Source organism: Mycobacterium sp. EPa45 (assembly GCF_001021385.1).
Lineage (GTDB): Bacteria > Actinomycetota > Actinomycetes > Mycobacteriales > Mycobacteriaceae > Mycobacterium.
Genome location: NZ_CP011773.1, coordinates 5,242,244 through 5,260,369 on the forward strand (window position 1 = coordinate 5,242,244; position 18,126 = coordinate 5,260,369).

Genomic DNA, 18,126 nt, shown 5'->3' on the forward strand with positions numbered 1-18,126 from the left:
AGCAGGCTTGATCAGAAGAATCCTTGGGCTTTGTTGGAGTAGGAGACGAGCAGGTTCTTGGTCTGCTGGTAGTGATCGAGCATCATCAGATGGTTTTCCCGGCCGATGCCGGACTGCTTGTAGCCGCCGAACGCCGCGTGCGCGGGGTACTGGTGGTAGCAATTGGTCCAGACCCGACCCGCCTTGATGTCACGCCCCGCACGGTAGGCGGTATTGCCGTCGCGGCTCCACACCCCGGCACCGAGGCCGTAAAGCGTGTCATTGGCGATGCGGATGGCGTCGTCGTAATCGGTGAACGACGTCACCGACACCACCGGTCCGAAGATCTCCTCCTGGAAGATCCGCATCTCGTTGCCGCCGGTGAAGATCGTCGGCTGGACGTAGTAGCCGCCGTTGAGATCACCGCCGAGTTGCGCACGCTCACCGCCGGTGATGATCTGAGCGCCCTCGCTTTTCCCGATCTCGATGTAGGACAGGATCTTCTCCAACTGGTCGTTGGAGGCCTGCGCGCCGATCATCGTCTCGGTGTCCAAGGGATCACCCTGGCGGACGGCCTTGGTGCGGATCGCGGCCATGGCCAAAAACTCGTCGTAGATGTCGGACTGGATCAACGACCGCGACGGACAGGTGCACACCTCGCCCTGGTTGAGGGCGAACATGGTGAAACCCTCCAACGCCTTGTCCTGATAGTCATCGTTGGCGGCGAGCACGTCGGAGAAGAAGATGTTCGGGCTCTTGCCACCGAGCTCGAGAGTGACCGGGATCAGGTTCTGGGAGGCGTACTGCATGATCAGCCGGCCGGTGGTGGTCTCCCCGGTGAACGCGATCTTGGCGATCCGATTCGACGACGCCAAAGGTTTACCGGCCTCGACACCGAATCCGTTGACCACGTTGAGAACTCCGGCGGGTAGAAGGTCACCGATGATCGAGATGAGGTAGAGCACCGAGGCCGGCGTCTGCTCGGCAGGCTTGAGGACAATCGCGTTGCCGGCCGCCAGTGCCGGTGCCAGCTTCCACACCGCCATCAGGATCGGGAAATTCCACGGGATGATCTGGCCGACCACACCGAGTGGTTCATGGAAGTGGTAGGCGACGGTGTCCTCATCGATCTGGCTCAGCGAGCCCTCCTGGGCGCGGATCGCCCCGGCGTAGTAGCGGAAGTGGTCCACCGCCAACGGAATATCGGCGTTCAACGTCTCACGGATCGGCTTGCCGTTGTCCCACGACTCGGCCAACGCAATCGATTCCAGATTCGCCTCGATGCGATCGGCGATCTTGTTCAGGATCAGGGCGCGCTCACCCGCCGAGGTCTTCCCCCAGGCCGGGGCGGCGGCGTGGGCGGCGTCCAGGGCCAGTTCGATGTCCGCCTCGGTGGACCGGGCCACCTCGCAGAACACCTCACCGGTCACCGGCGTGCGGTTCTCGAAGTACTGGCCGCCCACCGGCGCGGTCCACTGACCACCGATGAAGTTCTCGTAGCGAGCCGCAAAGGACATCAACGAGCCCTCCGTACCGGGCCTCGCGTAAACGGTCATGGTGTTCTCCTGCCTGGTCAAGACGACGAAATGTGTCGGTCGTCACTGAAGGTAGGCAGTGCGGGGTTGCAGCACGGTTGCACGTCACCGTGCAACCGTGCGGCTGCGGATCAGGCCAGGTCGAAGTCCAGTCCGGCCAGCTTGCCGCGGGCCTGGGCCTGCTGCACCGAGCCGGGCAGGGTGCCGTCGTGCAACGCGCGCCACCCGTCCCGGTCATCGCGCCCGTCCGGGCTGTCCAGCCAGCGGCGAAGCAATGCCGGATCGCCGGTGGAAAGCACGGCGGCACGCAGCGTCATCGTCAGCTCGGTACGCAGTCGCCCGATTGCCGGTGAGATCGACTGTGGCAGAAGGGGTCCCGGATACCGGTCGAGTGCCGCGGTCACATCCCCGGCATCGAGCGCCTCGTATACCTCGCCGATGTCGGTGGTGATCGGCACCATCAGCCGATAGGGCCGCGACTCGATGGCATCGGCGCCGACGACCTTGCGCAGCCGCGACATCTCGGCACGCACCGTCACGACGTCCAGGTCCTTGTCATCGAGCAGCATCGCCAGGTGGTCGGCACTGAGCCCCTCGGGGTGACGGCTCAACAGCACCAGGATGTCGGCGTGCCTGCCGGTCAGCGTGGTGGCCCGCAGGTGTCCGAACTCGTCCGTGACCAGCCAGCGCGGGCGTTCGGAGCCGAGCACAGCGAGCCGGGGTCGTGGCGGCGCGGCCTCGACGGGTCCGCCGGTCAGACGCAGCAGCGCCAGATGCGTTTCGACAGCGACGACGGTGGCGCGAACCAGCGCCAGTGCCTGCGGCGTAGCAACCCGCGATCCGCCGGTCAGATCCAGTGCGCCGAGCAGCGCACCGGTGGTCGGGTCGTGCACCGGCACCGCCGTGCAGCTCCACGGTTGCACCACACGGGTGAAGTGCTCGGAGCCGTGGATTTGCAGCTCGGCGTCCAAGGCCAAGGCGGTGCCAGGCGCATTGGTGCCTGCGCCGCGCTCGCTCCAGTCCGCACCGGGTACGAAGTTCATCGCCTCCGCGCGACGGCAGGCGCCTGCGTCGCCCTCCACCCACAGCAGGGTTCCGTCAGCGCCACTGACGGCTACCAGCACCCCGGTGCCGGCGGCATCGTCGACAAGCAACCGCCGAATCACGGGCAACGCCGGTGCCAGCGGATGCGTCTCGCGCAACCGCGCCAATTTCTCCCCGACTGGGGAGGGCTGCGCCGCACCGTCCGGGTCGACGCCCTTGGCCAGGCTGCGCTGCCAGCTCTTGGCGACGATCGGTCGCAACGAGCTCGACTCCAGGTAGCTGGCGTCGACCTCACCGGCAACGAACAGCTCGTGGACCGCGCGCAGCACCGACGACCGACGTGGGCCACCGGCCCCGGTCCGCGGTGTTCTGGATGCTTCCATCGGCGGTCATACTCCTCGCGCGGCAACGCTGACCTACGCGTGCGGTCACGATAGCCCCCGCTGGCCGCGCCATCAACAGCGAACTGAGTAGGCTCGCGCGCTATGACGGTTTCGCGTCTGCAGCCCTACGCGGTGACGATCTTCGCCGAGATGTCCGCGCTCGCCGCGCGCATCGGCGCGGTGAACCTCGGGCAGGGTTTCCCGGACGAGGACGGCCCCGTCGGAATGTTGGAGGCCGCGCAGAAGGCGATCGCCGAGGGGGTCAATCAGTACCCGCCGGGATTGGGTATCGCCCCGCTGCGCGAGGCGATCGCCGCCCAGCGCAAGCGGCAGTACGACGTCGAGTACGACCCGGAGACCGAGGTGCTGGTCACCGTCGGCGCCACCGAGGCGATCGCGGCGGCAGTCCTCGGCCTCGTCGAGCCCGGTTCGGATGTCCTGCTCATCGAGCCGTTCTACGACTCCTACTCCCCCGTCATCGCGATGGCCGGTTGCGGGCGGGTGACGGTGCCGCTGGTGCCGGACGGCCGTGGCTTCGCCCTCGACGTCGACGCGCTGCGCGCTGCGGTAACGCCGAAAACCCGGGCACTGATCGTCAACTCACCGCACAACCCGACCGGCATGGTCCTCTCGGATCACGACCTGCGGGCCCTGGCCGCACTGGCCGTCGACGCCGACCTGCTGGTGATCACCGACGAGGTCTACGAACATCTGGTGTTCGACGGCAAACAGCATCTGCCGTTGGCGGCCTACCCCGGAATGGCCGACCGCACGCTGACTATCTCCAGCGCAGCCAAGATGTTCAACTGCACGGGCTGGAAGATCGGGTGGGTGTGCGGCAAACCGGACCTGATCGCCGGCGTGCGCGCAGCGAAGCAGTATCTGAGCTATGTGGGCGGCGCTCCGTTCCAGCCCGCGGTGGCCTATGCGCTGAACTTCGAGGAAGCTTGGGTGCAGGACCTGCGAGACTCGTTGCAGGCCAAGCGTGATCGGCTCGCCGCGGCACTGACCGAGTTGGGTTTCGCCGTGCATGACAGCGCTGGCACGTACTTCCTGTGCGCGGACCCACGGCCGCTGGGCTACTCCGACAGCACCGAGTTCTGCGCCGAGCTGCCCGCCAAGGCCGGAGTGGCGGCGATTCCAATGTCGGCGTTCTGCGATCCGGAGTCGTCGCACATCGGCGAGTGGAATCACTTGGTGCGCTTTGCTTTTTGCAAGCGCGACGACACTCTTGACGAGGCGATCAGACGGCTCGGCGCATTAGATGGCGGCCGCAACCTCCCATAGCTCCTGCGCCGATGCCGACTGTGAGCGCAGCGGGCTCAGTACGAGATCGGTTGCGCCGGCGTCGAGATAGCCCTGCAGCCGGCGGACCACCGCCTCGACCGGGCCGACGGCGGCCAGATCGGCGACGTTGTCCAGACCCTCGCGGGCGATGATCTTCTGATACGACGGGATGCTGGTGTAGAAGGCGAGTTCCTCGGCGGCCACGGCTTGCCCGGCGCTCTCGTCGTCGGTGACCAACACCGGCACCGCAGCGATGATGCGGGGGCTGGGCCGGCCCGCCTCACTCGCGGCTTTGCCGATCACCGGTGCGATGAATTCACCGATGGTGCGCGGGCCGGCCAGATACGGCAGCGTCCCGTCGGCCAGCTCACCGGTGACGGCCAGAGCCTTGGGGCCCATCGCCGCGACGTACACCGGCACCGGCGTGCCGCCGGACACCCGGACATCCCACTCCGGGGCGGCGGACAGCTCAGAGCCGTGGAAATCCACTGCGCCGCCGTCGAATACGGACCGCAGCACGGTGAGATGCTCACGCAGCCGGGTGATCGTGTTGGGCCACGACTGCCCGAAAGCCACCCGCTCGGGTTCGTGGGCACCCAAGCCCAGGCCGAGGCTGAAGTTGCCGTGGCTGGCGGCCTGCGCGGTCTGCGCCAGCCCGGCGACGACCAGCGGGTGGCGCGGATTCAGCGGCACCACCGACGTTCCCACGCCCAGACCTGGCACCGCAGCGCCGACAATGCCCGCCAGCGCGATGGCGTCGATGTCGAAGCGCTGCGCGAACCAGACCTGGCGAACCCCCGCGGCGTACGCGGCTCGGGCCTGGTCGATGACATCGTCCACGGCATTGTCGGCTTCAGGATTCGGTAGCAGAACCAGTCCGGTCGTCATGTCTGGCCCAACACCGCCGGGACCGCCGGTCATTCCGATCTATTCGGGCTGAAGCGAACCCTTGCCCGCCAGGACGAAACTCCGCAAGCCCTCGGTCGCCGCGGCCAGCACCGTCTTCTTCGCGCGCTTGATCAGGAACAGTGGCAGCGGTGTGGACGGCTCGAGCGTGATGTCGAACCGAACCCGGGTCGCTGTGCCCTCGCGGCTCAGGGTGTACTCGCCGTGCTGAGCGTGCTGCTGTGAGGTGCGGTCGGCGTCCCAGACGACCCAGTCCCGTCCCCAGTGGTACTCGAGCAGTTCGTGGTCGACCAGGCCGAGCAGTTTGACGGTGACCTTGACGAGCCGAGGCCGGCCGTCGTCATAGCGATCAACGATGTGCGCATGCTTGTGCACCGACGACCACGTCGGCACCGCCTCGATGTCGGCGATCGCATCGAGGACGACCTCCGGCGGGGCGTCGATCACGATCTCGCGCGATGCCCGTACCGCCACAATCAGCAAACGTAGTTACTGATGCGGCCCGCTGTGTCGGCTTTGGCCGAGTTGAGTTCTTACCAATCGATGTCGGCCAGCGATGTGGTGCTTTGCGGCGGCAGCCCGACGGGCCCGGCCGGGCTGCGGGAGAAGCGGGGCGCGGGCGCGGCCTGCTGCGTACCGTCGACGTTAATAACGGTGCGGCGCGCCAAAAGGTGTTCGCCTGCGGCGGCCTCGGTCCAGCTGAGCACCGGCGTGACGCACGCGTCGGTGCCGGCGAAGATGGCCGTCCACTCGTCGCGGGTCTTGCCTGCGAACGTCGTCGTGAACAGCTCCTGCATCTCGGGGTAGCGGGCGCGGTCGAATTGGCCGGGCACCTCGTCGGCCGCGAGCCCCAGTCCGGCCAGCAACTGGGCGAAGAATTGCGGTTCGATCGAGCCGACGGCCATGTAGCCGCCGTCCGCGGTCTCGTAGGTCCGGTAGAACGGGGCACCGCCGTCGAGCAGGAAGGACTCCCGCTGGTCGGTGAGCGAGCCGGTCGCCTTCATCGTCCACATCATCTGCGCCAGCACGCTGACCCCGTCGACCATCGCGGCGTCGATCACCTGACCACGGCCGGACTTCTCCCGCTCGTAGAGGGCCGCGACGATGCCGATCAGGACCAGCATCGAGCCGCCACCGAAATCGGCGACCAGGTTGAGCGGCGCGACCGGTGGTCGGTCCCGGTAGCCGATCGCGCTGAGCGCCCCGGTCTGGGACAGGTAGTTGATGTCGTGCCCCGCGGTCGACGCCAGTGGCCCATCCTGACCCCAGCCGGTGATGCGGGCGAAGATCAACCGCGGGTTGACCGCCGCGCAGTCGTCGGGCCCGATACCGAGGCGCTCACAGGTGCCTGGGCGAAAGCAGTCCAGCAGAACGTCGGCTTTCGCCGCCAGGTCGAGCAACGCGTCGGGCTGGTTCTTGACGTCGAGGTCGACCACCCGCTTGCCGCGGTGCATGAGGTCGACGTTTTCGGCGGGCATGGCCAACCCGCCGGGGCGGCGGACCCGCACCACGTCGGCACCGAGGTCGGCCAGGATCATGCCGGCATGCGGGCCCGGACCGATCCCGCCGAGTTCGATGACTCTCACCCCGGCCAGGGGTCCGGTAGTCGTCACGATTGAAAGGTAGCTCAGCCACCCTTCTTGGACTTCAGAACCTGCTTGCGCAGTCCGTCGGTCGCGGTCTCCATCAGTCCTTTGGCGCCGCGCTTGATCACGAAGCCGGGCAGCGGAACCAGGGGGTCGACGGTCAGCTCGAACCGCACCCGGGTCGAGTCCCCGTCGGGGGTCAGTGTGTAGCGACCCTCCTGTGCGCGTTGTTGTTTGGAGCTGACCAGGGTCCAGCTCACCCCGTCGGGCTCCACGCTGTAGTCGAGCACCTGCTCGTCGTTGACGCCGACGACCTTGACGGTCTGGCGCGACTTGCTCGGATGACCGTCGGAGTCCCGTTCGAGCACCTCGACCTTCTGGTGCGCCGAGGACCACTTCGGCAGCGACTCGAGGTCGTAGAGCACCGCCAGGATCTCGTCGGGTGTTGCCTCGATGGTGACTTCGCGGGTCTCGGTGATGGCCATGTCGGCTCCATTGCCCGCGGAGGCGAATTCGAAACTATCCCTTTTGAAGCTTGAGCACCTGCTTGCGCAGCCCGTCGGTGGCGGTCTCCACCGCGCCCTTGATGACGCGCTTGACGACGAAGCCGGGCAGCGGGACGGCCAGGTCGATGGACAGGTCGAAGCGCAGCTTGGTCTTGTCGCCGTCGGGGGTCAGGGTGTACTTGCCCTCCTGCGACCGCAGCTGGCTGGCCTTGAGCAGCGTCCAGCTGACCACGTTGTCGCCGTAGGTGTATTCGACCGTCTGCTCGTCGGTCAGGCCCGCCGCCTTGATCACCATCTTGACCTTGTGGGGTCTGCCGTCGTCGTAGGCCTCCAGCACCTCGGCACTCTGGTACTGCGGCGACCAGTCCGGCGTCGCCTCGACATCGGTGATCACCGCGAGGATCTCCTCGGGGCTCGCCTCGATCACGACCTCACGGGAATCTTTAGTTGCCATGGCGTGACCTTAGATCGTGAGCGGCATTTGCACACCGGTTCCTACGAGCCCGCCGGCACCAGCATCGATTGCCAGGTCTTGTTACCCGGATCGTGCTGGCCGACGACGAGCGGCGGCACCGCGGCGCCGGTGCCCTGCGGTGGTGGCAGCCGCGGGTCGGCGCCCGGCGGGTACTGCGGCACACCTTGGCCGGAGAACGTCGCGTTGGGGTCGCCCTTCCAGTTGAAGCCGTCGCCCAGCGGCACGTAGTTTTCGTTGCTCTCACACATCTCGACCGTCGGGGCGCGCTTGGCGGGGTTGTTCTCGCACGGAATGTTGCGCACGCCACGCACATTCATGTCGGAGTCCTGCGGGATCCGGCAGTACAGGTCGCCGGCCGGGCGCTCTGGGTAGTCGACGTCCGACGCTGAGCGCTGCTGGTCGACGGGCAGGAAGCCGGTGTTGCATGGCGGCGGCAGATTGAGATTCAGGTTGAAGTCCAGATAGATGCCGCGGTAGGACTGCTTGACGCCGGAGTCGGCCACCGCGATGGCCTGCATGACCGACGTGCCCTGCGGGAACAGCACCAACAGCTGTTCGATGTCGTTGCGATAGGTGACGGCGATGTCGCCGAGACTCACCAGATTGGCCAGCAGCACGGGCAGGGTCGGTTGGATGCGGTCGAACAGCGCCCTGCCCTCCTCCAACGCGGGGCCACCGGCGTTGAGCAGGTCGGTGAAGGCGCGGTCCTGCGCCTTGAACTGACCCGTGATCGACGCCATGTGTGCCGCCCACGCGGCGATCGAATCCGAGGTCCGCACTTGTGAATTCAGCACCGCGGGCGACTGGTCGATCAACTGGGTCAGCGGCCCGACGGTCTTTCCGCTTTCGATCGCCAGGGCGGTGGAGCCGTCGACGATGCGGGACAGCTCAGGACCGAGGCCGCCGACGGCGGTGGCCGCCTCGTCGACGACGGTGCGCAGGTTGTCCTGCGGGATCGCTTGCAGCGCTTCGTTGGTGGCGTCGAGTAGATGCCCGATGTCGGGCGGGGTCTGGACCTCCGCGGCGGGGATGACGTCGCCGTCGTGCAGTGTGGTGCCGGCACCGGGTTGCGGGGTCAGTTCCAGGAACTGCTCGCCGACGGCCGAACGGCTGTGTACTGCGGCCGTGACGGGCGCGGAGATCGGCGTGTCGGAGTTCAGTTTCAGCACGGCGCGCACACCGGTGCGGGTGACGTCGATCGACGTCACCTTACCGACCTCGGTGCCGCGGTAGGTCACCACTGATGTCGGGTACAGCCCGCCCGAGGTGGGCAGCTCGACGGTCACGTTGTAGCGGCCGATGCCGAACAGCGCAGGCACGTTGACAAACCCGAAGGCCATCACCCCGACGGAGATTACCGTGACCGCCCCGAGGATCGCGAGCTGCGTCCAGACCTGGCGCGACAGCCGAATCATCAGTACCCCCCGAAGTGGTAGGGGGCGATCAACGGGTTCACCGCCGTGTAGGGGCTCGGCATCTGGCCGATGGTTCGGCCCCACTGCATTTCGAGTTCCGTCAGGTCGCCCTCCCACCGGGTGCCGGTGAACAGGCTGCTGTCGATTCGGCTCAGGGTGAGGTCGATGACCAGGGTGATGTTGGCGAAGTCACCGCGGAACCAGTTGGGGATGGTGCTTTTCACCCACGGATAGGTGGACAGGAAGTCCAGGCCCTTGGTCAGGGCGGGCCCGGCGTTGGCCAGCTCACGCAGCACGGGGGCTATATTGCGCAGGTTGTCCACCAGTGACTGCTTGGTTTGATGGACGGTGTCGGCGGCGATGGCGCCGAACTTGCCGAGCGCGTCGATCGCGTTGGCCAGCTTGGTACGCGAATCGGCAAGCACGCCAAGCGCTTGCGGGATCGTGGTGAGCGCCTTGTCGACGGTTTGGTCCTTCGCGGCCACCTGGCCGGCCAGGTCATTGAGTCGCTCGGTCGCGGTGATGATGTCGTCGGTCTGGGCGTTGAGCTGGTCGATGAACGTATCCAGCTGGTTCAGAAGGCTTTTCATCTCGCTCTCCCGACCGGACAGTGCGGTCGCGAACGCCTGGTTGATCTCCTGCAACTGGCCCAGCCCGCCGCCGTTGAGCAACACCGACACCGAGGCCAGCGTCTGCTCGGTGGTGGGATAGGTGCTGGCCCGCGCCAGCGGGATCAGCGAGCCGTCTTTGAGTTGACCCTCGGGGGTGGCGTCGGCGGGCGGCGCCAATTCGATGTGCATGGAGCCCAGCAGGCTGGTCTGGCCGACCTTCGCGGTGCTGTTGGCCGGTAGGTGGACGTCACCGTCGATGCGCATGGTGACCAGCGCGTGCCAACCCTGAACCTCGATCTTGGTGACGTTGCCGACGTTGACGTCGGCGACCCGCACCCGGCTGTTCTGCTGGATCATCACCACATCGGGCAGCTGTGCCTGGATGGTGTACGAGCCGGGCCCGGTGCCGGTGGTTCCGGGCAGACTCAACGAATTCAGGCCTCGCCATTCACATCCGGAGGCCGACAGGCACGCGAGAACCAGGATGCCGGCCAGCAGCCGCCTCACGGCGAGCCACCCGGGACCATCAGATCCGCCAGTCCCGCGCCCGGATCGGTCGGGGTGGCCGGTGCCGCGCCCGGTGCTTCGGCGGCCAGCGCATCGGCCCCGTCAGTGGGCGGCGGCGCCGATGCGGCCGGCGGCAGGTGCGGGTTGAGCCGGTCCTCGCTGTAGGTGATCTCGTTGGGCCGCGCCACGGTGCCGACGAACGGGTTGATCCCGAGTGGTGGGTAGTTGTATTGGCGGTTCTTGATGATCGGCGCCAGGTACTGCGTGCACAGCTTGGCCGACTGCTCGGCGCCCTCGCGGGATGCGGCTTGGATTGAGCTGCAGATGAATTGGACGGTGTCGGCGAAGTTCACCGGCGCCAGGATGCCGGTGATCGCGCTCTGCGCCGGCTGGTAGATGTTGGTGAAGTTGCCAAACACCGTCGGTGCGATGTGCAGCGCCTGCTTGATGTCGCCGCGGCTGTCGTTGAGCGCGGTGGTGATCGCGTTGAGGTGGTCGAAGGTCTGCCCCAGACCTTCCCGATTCTCGGCGACGAACCCGCGCAGGTCGTTGACCGCGGCATCGAGACCGCGGGTGGCGTCGGCGATCTCGTTGGGAGAGTTCGACAGTACCGTCGTGACGTCGGCGAGATTGGTGTTGAACGAGGCCAACAGATCACTGCTGGACGACAGCGCGGACACCAGCAGCTGCAGATTGCGGACCGTGCTGAAGATGTCGGTCGCGTGGTCACCCAGCGCCGAGGTGGCCTGGGACAGCTTGATGACGGTGTCGCGGGCGGTGTCGCCTTGCCCGCGCAGGTTGTCGGCCGCGGTGTTGATGAACTCACCGAGCGCACTGGGACCGCCGGGGGTGGTGGGTTGCAGTGAGCCGGTGAGCTTTTCCAGCTGCCGGCGCAGGTCGTCCCACTCGATCGGGACCGCGGTGCGCTCGAGCGGGATGCTTGCGCCGTCGGTCAGAGTCGGGCCGCCCGAGTACGCCGGAACCAACTGGATCGCCCGCGCCGAGACCAGCGATGGAGACAGGATCGCCGCCTTCACGTCGGCGGGCACCTGGTACTGATTGTCGACGGAGAAGGTGACCTTGGCCGAATTCGGTTGCGGCTCGATCTTGTCCACGGTGCCGACCGCGACGCCGAGGATGCGGATCTCATCGCCGGTGTAGAGACCGTTGGTATTGGCGAAGTACGCGACGTAGGTGTTGCGCGCGACGTGGTTACCCCACGGAGTGGCCACGACGAGGATCCCGAGGACAAGCGTCGCCGCCAGGGCGATCCCGGTGACGATCTGGGCGGTGCGACGATGGCGCTGCAGCATCAGTGGGCCCCGTCGTTGCGCGGTACCGGAGGCACGGTCGGCGGCGGCAGCTCGCCCGCTGCGGGCCCCAACGCAGGCGGCCCCGGCGGCGGGCCGCCGGCCGGCGGCGCGGGCAGCGGTTCGCGGTAGGGGTACCGGCCCGGGAACTGCGCGGGCAGGTTGGGGTCCTGGTTGCCCGTGATCGCATCGGGCAGCGTCAGATTCGGCTCACCACCCTGCCCGGTGCGCGGGAACGGCACCGGCAGCGGCGGAGTGGCGGGCTGGCCGACGCCCGGGTCGACCAGCTCGGAGGGCAGCTTCACGTTGGGGTCCAGTCCGAGGTCGGAGAACGCGGCGTCGATGAACGGCTGCGAGAACTGGCCCGGCGCGAGGTTGACCAGGGAGGCCTTGAAGAAAGGCCCCGAGCCGAGCACCTCACCGAACGACATCGCGTAGCGACGCAACAGGTACAGCGTGCGCTGGAGTTCCTTCTTGCGGTTGTCCAGGATGCCCAGGACTCCGTTGAGCTTGTCGACGGCGGGCTTGAGCTGGGTGCGGTTGTCGTTGACCAGACCGGAGATCTGGGCGGAGACTGCGGTCAGGTTGCCCATCAGCGCATCGACCGACTGACGCTGCGACAGCAGTTCGGCCAGCAGTGCATTGGCATCTGCCACGAGCTGGGCGATCTGGTCGCTGCGCTTGGCCAGCACCGCGGTGACCTTGTTGGCGTTCGCCAGCAGATCGCGCAGTTTGGCGTCACGGTTGTTGAGGGTGTCGGAGAACCGGGCGACCCCCTCGAGCGCCAGCTTCAATTCCGGCGGAGTGTCTTTGAAGGTGTCAGCCAGCGTGGTCAGCGCCGACGACAGCTGCGTGGTGTCCAGGCCGCTGATCGTAATGGTGAGATCCCCCAGCGCATCGGTGAGGTCGTAGGGAGACTTCGTGCGCTCCAACGGGATCGGACCCTCGAGTGACCCGTCGCCGCGGGGCGTCAGCTCCAGATACTTGGTGCCCAAAACTGTTTCGGTCTTGATCGCGGCTTCGGTCCGGTCGCCCAGATCGACTCCGTCACGGACGGTGAAGTCCACCAGAACCTTGGCGCCCTGCAGCTTGATGTCGGAGACCCGGCCAACACCGAGCCCGGAAACCCGCACATCGCTTCCGGTCTTGATTCCTCCGGCGTCGGCGAAGTAGGCGGAGAAGTCGGACGTTCCCTTGATGAACGGGATCTTGTCGTAGGAGAAGACGGCGATCACCAGCGCGGCCAGCACCAGGACGCCGACGAGGCCGACGGTCAGCCGGTTGCGTTCGGCCAGTGGCTTGAATCTGGTCCGCTTGCGCGTGATTCGTGTCATTTCGGCGTGCACCGTCCCGTGTCCTGCCCCGCGAGTTTGACGAAGACCGGCTGGCCGCCTTTGCCGTTGACCTTGAGGATCGCGTCGCAGAGGTAGAAGCCGAAGTAGTCGCCGTACAGGCCGTTGCGGGACAGCACCTGGTAGGCGTCGGGCAGGGTCTTGACCAACTCGTCGACGTAATCGTGGTCGGCCATCACCTGGCCGGCGAAGCGGTCGGTCTGCACCACGGCGTCCTTGATCGGCTGGCGAGCAGCGGTCAGGAGGTCGGCGACCGAACCGGCCGCCGCGTTGATGTAGGCGACACCGTTGCCGATGTCGGTGCGGCGGTCGGCCAGGCCTTGGACGAGCTGGGAGAGCTTGTCCAGACTGGTGGCGAATTGGTCGTCACGGGTGGCGAACGTGCCCAGCACGGTGTTGAGGTTGGTGATGACCTGGCCGATCAGTTGGTCGCGACCGGCCAGCGTGGTGGTCAGCGCCGAGGTTTGGGCGAGCACCGAGGCGATGGTGCCTCCCTGGCCCTGAAACACCTGTAGGAGTTCACCGGACAGCGCGTTGACCTGATCGGGGTCCAGCGCCCGAAACAGCGGCCGGAACCCGCCGATCAGCGCGTCGACGTCGAGCGCCGGTGAAGTGCGGGTGAGCGGAATGGTTTGTCCGGGTTGAAGTTTCCGCACCGAGCCGGCCCCCTCCTCGAGGGACAGGTAGCGATCGCCGATCAGGTTCTCGTAGCGCACGACGGCTCTGGTGCCCTCGGTCAGCTGCAGGCCCTTGTCGATGGCGAAGTCGACGGTCACCGTGCCGTCCTTGTGCAGGGTCATGTCGCTGACCTTGCCGATCTCGACGCCGGCGATGCGAACGAAGTTGCCGCCCTTGAGACCTGACACGTTGGTGAACACCGCGTGATAGGAGGCCCGCGAGTCGAAGCGGAACTGTCCGAATACCGTGATGAGCACGAACATGAACACCAGGCACATGACGGAGAAGAGCGTCACCCGGGTGATCGATCGCAGGGTCGCCGATCTCATGGCTGGCTCCCGGAGGTCGGGTACAGCGGTGTGCCGTCCGGCGCGAATTCGGGTGCCCCGTAGGCCGGCGCTCCCGGGTAGGGCGGCAGAGGTCCGGGCGCGGGTCCGCCCGGGTAGCGGATCTTGGGTTCCTCGGGCACGCCCTTGGTGGCCGGGAAGTAGTTGGCGAAGCCCGGGAATCCGATGCCGGGGTTGGGTCGCACGTCCAGTCCGGTGCCGAACCCGGTATCGGTGACCAGGTACTTGACCGGGAAGTTCTTGCTGGCGTCCGGCAGCGAACCGCAACTCGGCTTGCCACCGGGTCCACCCTTGGCGTTGACGACCGGCAGGTTGTCGGGAAAGCGGTAGGGGTCGTCACCGGCCAGCAGCGCCGCGTCCATGATCACCGATTTCCCGTTGCCGCCCATGGCATCTCGGCCGCCGTTCTCCAGGAACCATTGGGCGCCCTGGAACAGGCAGGTGTAGGTGGGCGAATACTTCATGAACAGCGCCGTTGTCGGGTCCAGGACATTCATCGCGCGAACCAGGTTGGGCTGGTTGGTACCGATCGTGCTGATGCCCGACTGCGAGAATCCGACGGCCGACAGCAGCAGGCTGTCCAAGGCGCCGGCATTGCCGGTGATCGTCTGGCTGGTGGTGGTGAAGTTGTCCAGGATCGACAGAATGTTCTGCGCGGCGTCCGAGTAGGCCTGTGACGTCTTGCCGAATAGCTGCCAATCTTGCTGCACGGTAGGCATTCTTGGATTCACAGCGACCAATACGGTGTTGGCGTCGGTGATGGCCTGACCGATCCGCTCACCCTTGCCGCGCACCGATTCGGCCACCGCCGACAGCACCGCGTTCAGCTTCGCCGGGTCGATCTGGCGCACCACCGACTGCAGGTTCTCGAAAACCGTGTTCACCTCGACGGTCACGTTGCGCGATCGCACCACCGCCCCGGGCCTCAGCGACCCGGTGCCGTCAGACGGGACGATGAGGTCGACATACTTGGCGCCGAAGGCGGTGCTGGACTTGATTTCCGCCTCGACATTGCTCGGCAGGTACTGGAACGGGCCGGGGTTCAGCTTGAGGTTCAGCGTCGAGAGAGTGACACCGTCCGCACCGCGCTGGGTGCCGATCGAGGACACCTCACCGATCTGCACACCGCGCAGCTTGACCTTGGCACCGTCTTCCATGACCAGGCCGGCCCGGTCGGAAACCAACGTCAGCGGAACGGTTTTGCGCAGGGTGCCGGTGAACAGCAGGGCCGTCATCGTGGTCAACGCCGCGATCACCAGAATCAGTGCCGGGGCCCACCAGATCGGATCGATGTTGCTCCGCCGTGAGGAGTTCGCCACCGGTCACCCCGACAGGTGGAAGTTGCCGGACTGCCCGTAGACGGACAGTGTGATGGTCAGGAGGATGAAGACGCCGGCGGTGATCGACGTACGCACCGCGCGCCCGACCGCCTCACCGACGCCGGCCGGGCCGCCGGTCGCGGTGTAGCCGTAGTAGGTGTGCACGGACATGACCGCGGCGGCCATCGCCAGTGCTTCGACGAACGACCACAGCAGGTCGGTCGGATGCAGGAATGTGGAGAAGTAGTGGTCGTAGACGCCGCGGGACTGGCCGTAAATGATGGTCGTGCCGAACCGGGTCGCCAGGAACGACATCAGCACCGCCACCGTGTAGATCGGGATGACCGCGATGATGCCCGCCACGATCCGGGTAGACGCCAGATAGGTGACGGCGCGGATGCCCATCACTTCCAGCGCGTCGATCTCCTCGTTGATGCGCATCGCGCCGAGCTGCGCGGTGGCCCCGGCACCGATCGTGGCCGCGAGCGCCACCCCCGCGGTGGCCGGCGCGATGAACCGCACGTTGAGGAACGCGCCCAGGAAACCGGTAAGCGCCTCGATGCCGACGTTGGACAGGGTGTTGTAGCCCTGTACGGCGATCAGCGCGCCGGTCGAGAGCGTGAGGAAGCCGACGATGACCACGGTGCCACCGATGACCGCCAACGCGCCGGTTCCCATTCCCATCACCGCGATCAGCCGCAGCACTTCGGCGGGATAGCGCCGGATCGCCTCACCGGTGGCGGCCAACGCGTTGCCGTAGAACGCTGTCTGCTCCCCCAGCCTGCGGGTGGAGTCGACGACCCGGGTGCTCATGGCGCCACCTTGACACCGAACGCGGTGGCCAGGATGTTGATCAAGAACAGCGCCATGAACGCGAACACCACGGTCTCGTTCACGGCGTTGCCCACCGCGGTCGGGCCGCCGCCCACCGACAACCCCTTGTAGCAGGCGATCAATCCCGCGGACAGCCCGAACAACAAGGCCTTCACCAACGACACGATCACCTGGGGCAGGCCGGTCAGCAGCGTCATACCCGCAACGAAGGCGCCGGGCGTGACGTGCTGCAGGTAGACGACGAAGAAGTAGCTTCCGGCCAGCCCGACGACGGCGACCACCGAATACAACATCAGCGCAACGAAAGTCGCGGCGATCACGCGAGGCACCACGAGCGCCTGGATGGGGTTGACGCCGATGACCTTCATGGCGTCGATCTCCTCGCGGATGGTGCGGGCGCCGAGATCGGCGCACATCGCGGTGGAGCCGGCTCCGGAGACGACGATTGCCGTCACCACCGGGCCGACCTGCGTCACCGACGCGAGCGCGGCACCGGCCCCGGAGAGGTCACCCGCCCCGACCTCCAGCAGCACGATGTTGAGCGTGAACACGATGAGCACCGTGTAGGGAATGGACAGCACCAACGTCGGAACGATCGAGACCCGGGCCACGAACCAGATCTGGTCGAGCAGTTCCCGCCAGGCGAACGGCGGGCGGAACATCGCAGCGAACGTCTCACCAACCAGGACGACGAAGTCACCGACCGAGAAAACCGGCTTGGACCACGCGGCGCCCTCAACGCCGGATCCCACATGCAGTCCTCTCGTCGTCAAGCTTGAGCCGGACGCTAAGAGAGCCGTGATTAGCTGTCAACGCACCTGGTTGCGCGAACACGGTCGTCAATACGAGGTATCGGCTGGTTGCCCCAACGCTTTTGATTTCACTCAGAGGGATTAAATCGGGTCGAGCAGAAATGTTGCCGCGCATCCGTTCCGGCCGACAGTAAGCTCATCGACATGGGTGAAGCGGTTGATCCGTCGGTTCCGCCAAGTGGTACCGGATGCGTCGAATGTGATGCGGCAGGCGGATGGTGGGTGCACTTGCGTCGCTGCACGGCCTGCGGGCACATCGGCTGCTGCGATGATTCGCTGATGCGGCACGCCGCCGCGCACTGGCGGGACAGCGGACATCCGATCATTCGTTCGTTCGAGCCGGGCGAAGACTGGTTCTGGGATTACCAGTCCAACGAGTATTACGACGGACCGGAATTGGCTCCGCCGGTCAGCCGGCCGGTCGACGAGACCACGCCGGGTCCGCGCGGCCGGGTGCCCGGTGACTGGGTGGCGATTCTGCGCAACCGCGCCGACTGAGTCAGCGCGTCGGCGCCGCCGCCTCGGCGCACGCACACCGTCGCACAGGCGTCGTCGGTCATCGCCTTGTCGGCGACGACGACACGTTTCCTGCGCAGCACCGCGCGGCCGCACGCAACGAACGGAACCGGCGTCGCACCGCCGTCGGCGGATACCTGCACCGAGTCGGCGAAGCGGGTGCCCAACTCGCCGGGCTCGAAGTGCACGGTATAGCGGATCGTCAAGAGCCACGTGCCGTCGGCACGCTGTTCGCCGCAGACGATCAGGGAGTCGTCACCGATCCTCGCCATGCCCTAGATAGTGCTCCGCCCGGGGGGCCGATGTGCGGACCCACGCCGAGGTCTTCACGCCAAACCGGCGGCTGCCATTTCTTTTTCAAATTCTTTCGCCATTCGCTCGGCGAACGCGGTGACGGCTTTGAGCGGCCGCAGCATCACGGTGAACTCGTCGATGAGCCCGTCTTCGCGGGTGTGCAGGAAGTCGCAGCCGTTGATGTCGAGGTCGCCGACCTTCGCGGTGAAGACCAGCGCATGGTCGGCATGGCCCTCGCCGCCGATCTCCTTGATGTATGTCAGGTCGGAGAACACCCGCGATACCGCCCGCAGGATGACTCCGATCTGATCGCGGCCCTGATACGGCTTGTGCGCGATCGGACTGCGGAAGACGACATCCTCGGCGCACAGGGCGGGCAGGGCATCGAAATCACCGGCTTCGACGGCGGCGCGGAAGGCATGCATGTGGT

Annotated in this window: 19 protein-coding genes; 2 read left to right on the forward strand and 17 right to left on the reverse strand. The window is 66.5% G+C overall.

Annotation, left to right across the window (positions count from 1 at the left end; translation table 11 throughout):
* Window positions 1-11: 11 nt before the first annotated feature.
* Together adh and AB431_RS24755 are read right to left on the reverse strand one after the other, a co-directional pair.
* The gene (gene adh, locus AB431_RS24750) at window positions 12-1,535 is read right to left on the reverse strand and encodes an aldehyde dehydrogenase (RefSeq protein WP_047332162.1); all 1,524 of its coding nucleotides are present in this window, start codon (window positions 1,533-1,535) and stop codon (window positions 12-14) included.
* 110 nt (window positions 1,536-1,645) lie between these two features.
* A complete protein-coding gene (locus tag AB431_RS24755) occupies window positions 1,646-2,941 on the reverse strand; it encodes a helix-turn-helix domain-containing protein (protein WP_047332163.1) in 1,296 nt (431 codons plus the stop codon).
* 102 nt (window positions 2,942-3,043) lie between these two features.
* Here AB431_RS24755 and AB431_RS24760 point away from each other — a divergent pair, with 102 nt between their 5' ends.
* Window positions 3,044-4,228 (forward strand): pyridoxal phosphate-dependent aminotransferase, encoded by a 1,185-nt coding sequence (locus AB431_RS24760; RefSeq protein WP_047332164.1) that lies wholly within the window; start codon window positions 3,044-3,046, stop codon window positions 4,226-4,228.
* Here the strand turns inward: AB431_RS24760 and AB431_RS24765 are convergent.
* Genes AB431_RS24765 through AB431_RS24825 form a run of 13 tightly spaced genes read right to left on the reverse strand, consistent with a single transcriptional unit; the run spans window position 4,202 to window position 16,736 of the window.
* Window positions 4,202-5,116 (reverse strand): LLM class F420-dependent oxidoreductase, encoded by a 915-nt coding sequence (locus tag AB431_RS24765; RefSeq protein ID WP_047332165.1) that lies wholly within the window; start codon window positions 5,114-5,116, stop codon window positions 4,202-4,204. The genes AB431_RS24760 and AB431_RS24765 overlap by 27 nt on opposite strands.
* A 39-nt stretch (window positions 5,117-5,155) precedes the next feature.
* A complete protein-coding gene (locus tag AB431_RS24770) occupies window positions 5,156-5,608 on the reverse strand; it encodes an SRPBCC family protein (RefSeq protein ID WP_047332166.1) in 453 nt (150 codons plus the stop codon).
* Window positions 5,609-5,667: 59 nt separating this feature from the next.
* The gene (locus AB431_RS24775) at window positions 5,668-6,747 is read right to left on the reverse strand and encodes a CaiB/BaiF CoA-transferase family protein (protein ID WP_047332167.1); all 1,080 of its coding nucleotides are present in this window, start codon (window positions 6,745-6,747) and stop codon (window positions 5,668-5,670) included.
* A gap of 14 nt (window positions 6,748-6,761) precedes the next feature.
* Entirely contained in the window at window positions 6,762-7,205 is a 444-nt protein-coding gene (locus tag AB431_RS24780; RefSeq protein ID WP_047332168.1) for an SRPBCC family protein, read from the reverse strand.
* A gap of 34 nt (window positions 7,206-7,239) precedes the next feature.
* The gene (locus tag AB431_RS24785; protein ID WP_047332169.1) at window positions 7,240-7,680 is read right to left on the reverse strand and encodes an SRPBCC family protein; all 441 of its coding nucleotides are present in this window, start codon (window positions 7,678-7,680) and stop codon (window positions 7,240-7,242) included.
* A 41-nt stretch (window positions 7,681-7,721) separates the two neighbouring features.
* Complete coding sequence (locus tag AB431_RS24790) at window positions 7,722-9,116, reverse strand: MCE family protein (protein WP_047332170.1); 1,395 nt, start codon at window positions 9,114-9,116, stop codon at window positions 7,722-7,724.
* On the reverse strand, window positions 9,116-10,234 hold the full coding sequence (locus tag AB431_RS24795; RefSeq protein WP_047332171.1) for an MCE family protein: 1,119 nt from the start codon (window positions 10,232-10,234) through the stop codon (window positions 9,116-9,118). Before AB431_RS24795 ends, AB431_RS24790 begins: the two co-directional genes overlap by 1 nt.
* Window positions 10,231-11,547, reverse strand: a complete 1,317-nt coding sequence (locus AB431_RS24800; protein WP_047332172.1) for an MCE family protein — start codon at window positions 11,545-11,547, stop codon at window positions 10,231-10,233. The genes AB431_RS24795 and AB431_RS24800 overlap by 4 nt, the downstream gene beginning before the upstream one ends.
* The gene (locus AB431_RS24805; RefSeq protein ID WP_047333780.1) at window positions 11,547-12,878 is read right to left on the reverse strand and encodes an MCE family protein; all 1,332 of its coding nucleotides are present in this window, start codon (window positions 12,876-12,878) and stop codon (window positions 11,547-11,549) included. The genes AB431_RS24800 and AB431_RS24805 overlap by 1 nt, the downstream gene beginning before the upstream one ends.
* On the reverse strand, window positions 12,875-13,903 hold the full coding sequence (locus AB431_RS24810; RefSeq protein ID WP_047332173.1) for an MCE family protein: 1,029 nt from the start codon (window positions 13,901-13,903) through the stop codon (window positions 12,875-12,877). Before AB431_RS24810 ends, AB431_RS24805 begins: the two co-directional genes overlap by 4 nt.
* Window positions 13,900-15,240: an MCE family protein gene (locus AB431_RS24815; protein WP_082135797.1), complete on the reverse strand. Its 1,341-nt coding sequence runs from the start codon at window positions 15,238-15,240 to the stop codon at window positions 13,900-13,902. Before AB431_RS24815 ends, AB431_RS24810 begins: the two co-directional genes overlap by 4 nt.
* Before the next feature lie 3 nt (window positions 15,241-15,243).
* Window positions 15,244-16,053, reverse strand: coding sequence for an ABC transporter permease (locus tag AB431_RS24820; protein WP_047332174.1), 810 nt, complete (start codon window positions 16,051-16,053; stop codon window positions 15,244-15,246).
* Window positions 16,050-16,736, reverse strand: a complete 687-nt coding sequence (locus AB431_RS24825; protein WP_235435966.1) for an ABC transporter permease — start codon at window positions 16,734-16,736, stop codon at window positions 16,050-16,052. The genes AB431_RS24820 and AB431_RS24825 overlap by 4 nt, the downstream gene beginning before the upstream one ends.
* A 294-nt stretch (window positions 16,737-17,030) precedes the next feature.
* Between AB431_RS24825 and AB431_RS30175 the strand changes: the two genes are divergently transcribed.
* Window positions 17,031-17,384: a UBP-type zinc finger domain-containing protein gene (locus AB431_RS30175; RefSeq protein WP_082135798.1), complete on the forward strand. Its 354-nt coding sequence runs from the start codon at window positions 17,031-17,033 to the stop codon at window positions 17,382-17,384.
* Here AB431_RS30175 and AB431_RS30630 read toward each other — a convergent pair.
* Together AB431_RS30630 and AB431_RS24835 are read right to left on the reverse strand one after the other, a co-directional pair.
* Complete coding sequence (locus AB431_RS30630; protein WP_047332176.1) at window positions 17,267-17,674, reverse strand: hypothetical protein; 408 nt, start codon at window positions 17,672-17,674, stop codon at window positions 17,267-17,269. The genes AB431_RS30175 and AB431_RS30630 overlap by 118 nt on opposite strands.
* A gap of 54 nt (window positions 17,675-17,728) precedes the next feature.
* On the reverse strand, window positions 17,729-18,121 hold the full coding sequence (locus tag AB431_RS24835; protein WP_047332177.1) for a nuclear transport factor 2 family protein: 393 nt from the start codon (window positions 18,119-18,121) through the stop codon (window positions 17,729-17,731).
* Window positions 18,122-18,126 lie beyond the last annotated feature (5 nt).

Excerpts from the sequence above, each read along its gene's own strand:
- AB431_RS24810 (WP_047332173.1), bottom strand. The coding sequence starts at position 13,903 with ATGAGATCGGCGACCCTGCGATCGATCACCCGGGTGACGCTCTTCTCC.
- AB431_RS30175 (WP_082135798.1), top strand. The coding sequence starts at position 17,031 with ATGGGTGAAGCGGTTGATCCGTCGGTTCCGCCAAGTGGTACCGGATGC.
- AB431_RS24805 (WP_047333780.1), bottom strand. The coding sequence starts at position 12,878 with ATGACACGAATCACGCGCAAGCGGACCAGATTCAAGCCACTGGCCGAA.
- AB431_RS24785 (WP_047332169.1), bottom strand. The coding sequence starts at position 7,680 with ATGGCAACTAAAGATTCCCGTGAGGTCGTGATCGAGGCGAGCCCCGAG.
- AB431_RS24800 (WP_047332172.1), bottom strand. The coding sequence starts at position 11,547 with ATGCTGCAGCGCCATCGTCGCACCGCCCAGATCGTCACCGGGATCGCC.
- AB431_RS24755 (WP_047332163.1), bottom strand. The coding sequence starts at position 2,941 with ATGGAAGCATCCAGAACACCGCGGACCGGGGCCGGTGGCCCACGTCGG.
- adh (WP_047332162.1), bottom strand. The coding sequence starts at position 1,535 with ATGACCGTTTACGCGAGGCCCGGTACGGAGGGCTCGTTGATGTCCTTT.
- AB431_RS24820 (WP_047332174.1), bottom strand. The coding sequence starts at position 16,053 with ATGAGCACCCGGGTCGTCGACTCCACCCGCAGGCTGGGGGAGCAGACA.
- AB431_RS24835 (WP_047332177.1), bottom strand. The coding sequence starts at position 18,121 with ATGCATGCCTTCCGCGCCGCCGTCGAAGCCGGTGATTTCGATGCCCTG.
- AB431_RS24790 (WP_047332170.1), bottom strand. The coding sequence starts at position 9,116 with ATGATTCGGCTGTCGCGCCAGGTCTGGACGCAGCTCGCGATCCTCGGG.
- AB431_RS24765 (WP_047332165.1), bottom strand. The coding sequence starts at position 5,116 with ATGACGACCGGACTGGTTCTGCTACCGAATCCTGAAGCCGACAATGCC.
- AB431_RS30630 (WP_047332176.1), bottom strand. The coding sequence starts at position 17,674 with ATGGCGAGGATCGGTGACGACTCCCTGATCGTCTGCGGCGAACAGCGT.
- AB431_RS24780 (WP_047332168.1), bottom strand. The coding sequence starts at position 7,205 with ATGGCCATCACCGAGACCCGCGAAGTCACCATCGAGGCAACACCCGAC.
- AB431_RS24825 (WP_235435966.1), bottom strand. The coding sequence starts at position 16,736 with ATGTTCCGCCCGCCGTTCGCCTGGCGGGAACTGCTCGACCAGATCTGG.
- AB431_RS24760 (WP_047332164.1), top strand. The coding sequence starts at position 3,044 with ATGACGGTTTCGCGTCTGCAGCCCTACGCGGTGACGATCTTCGCCGAG.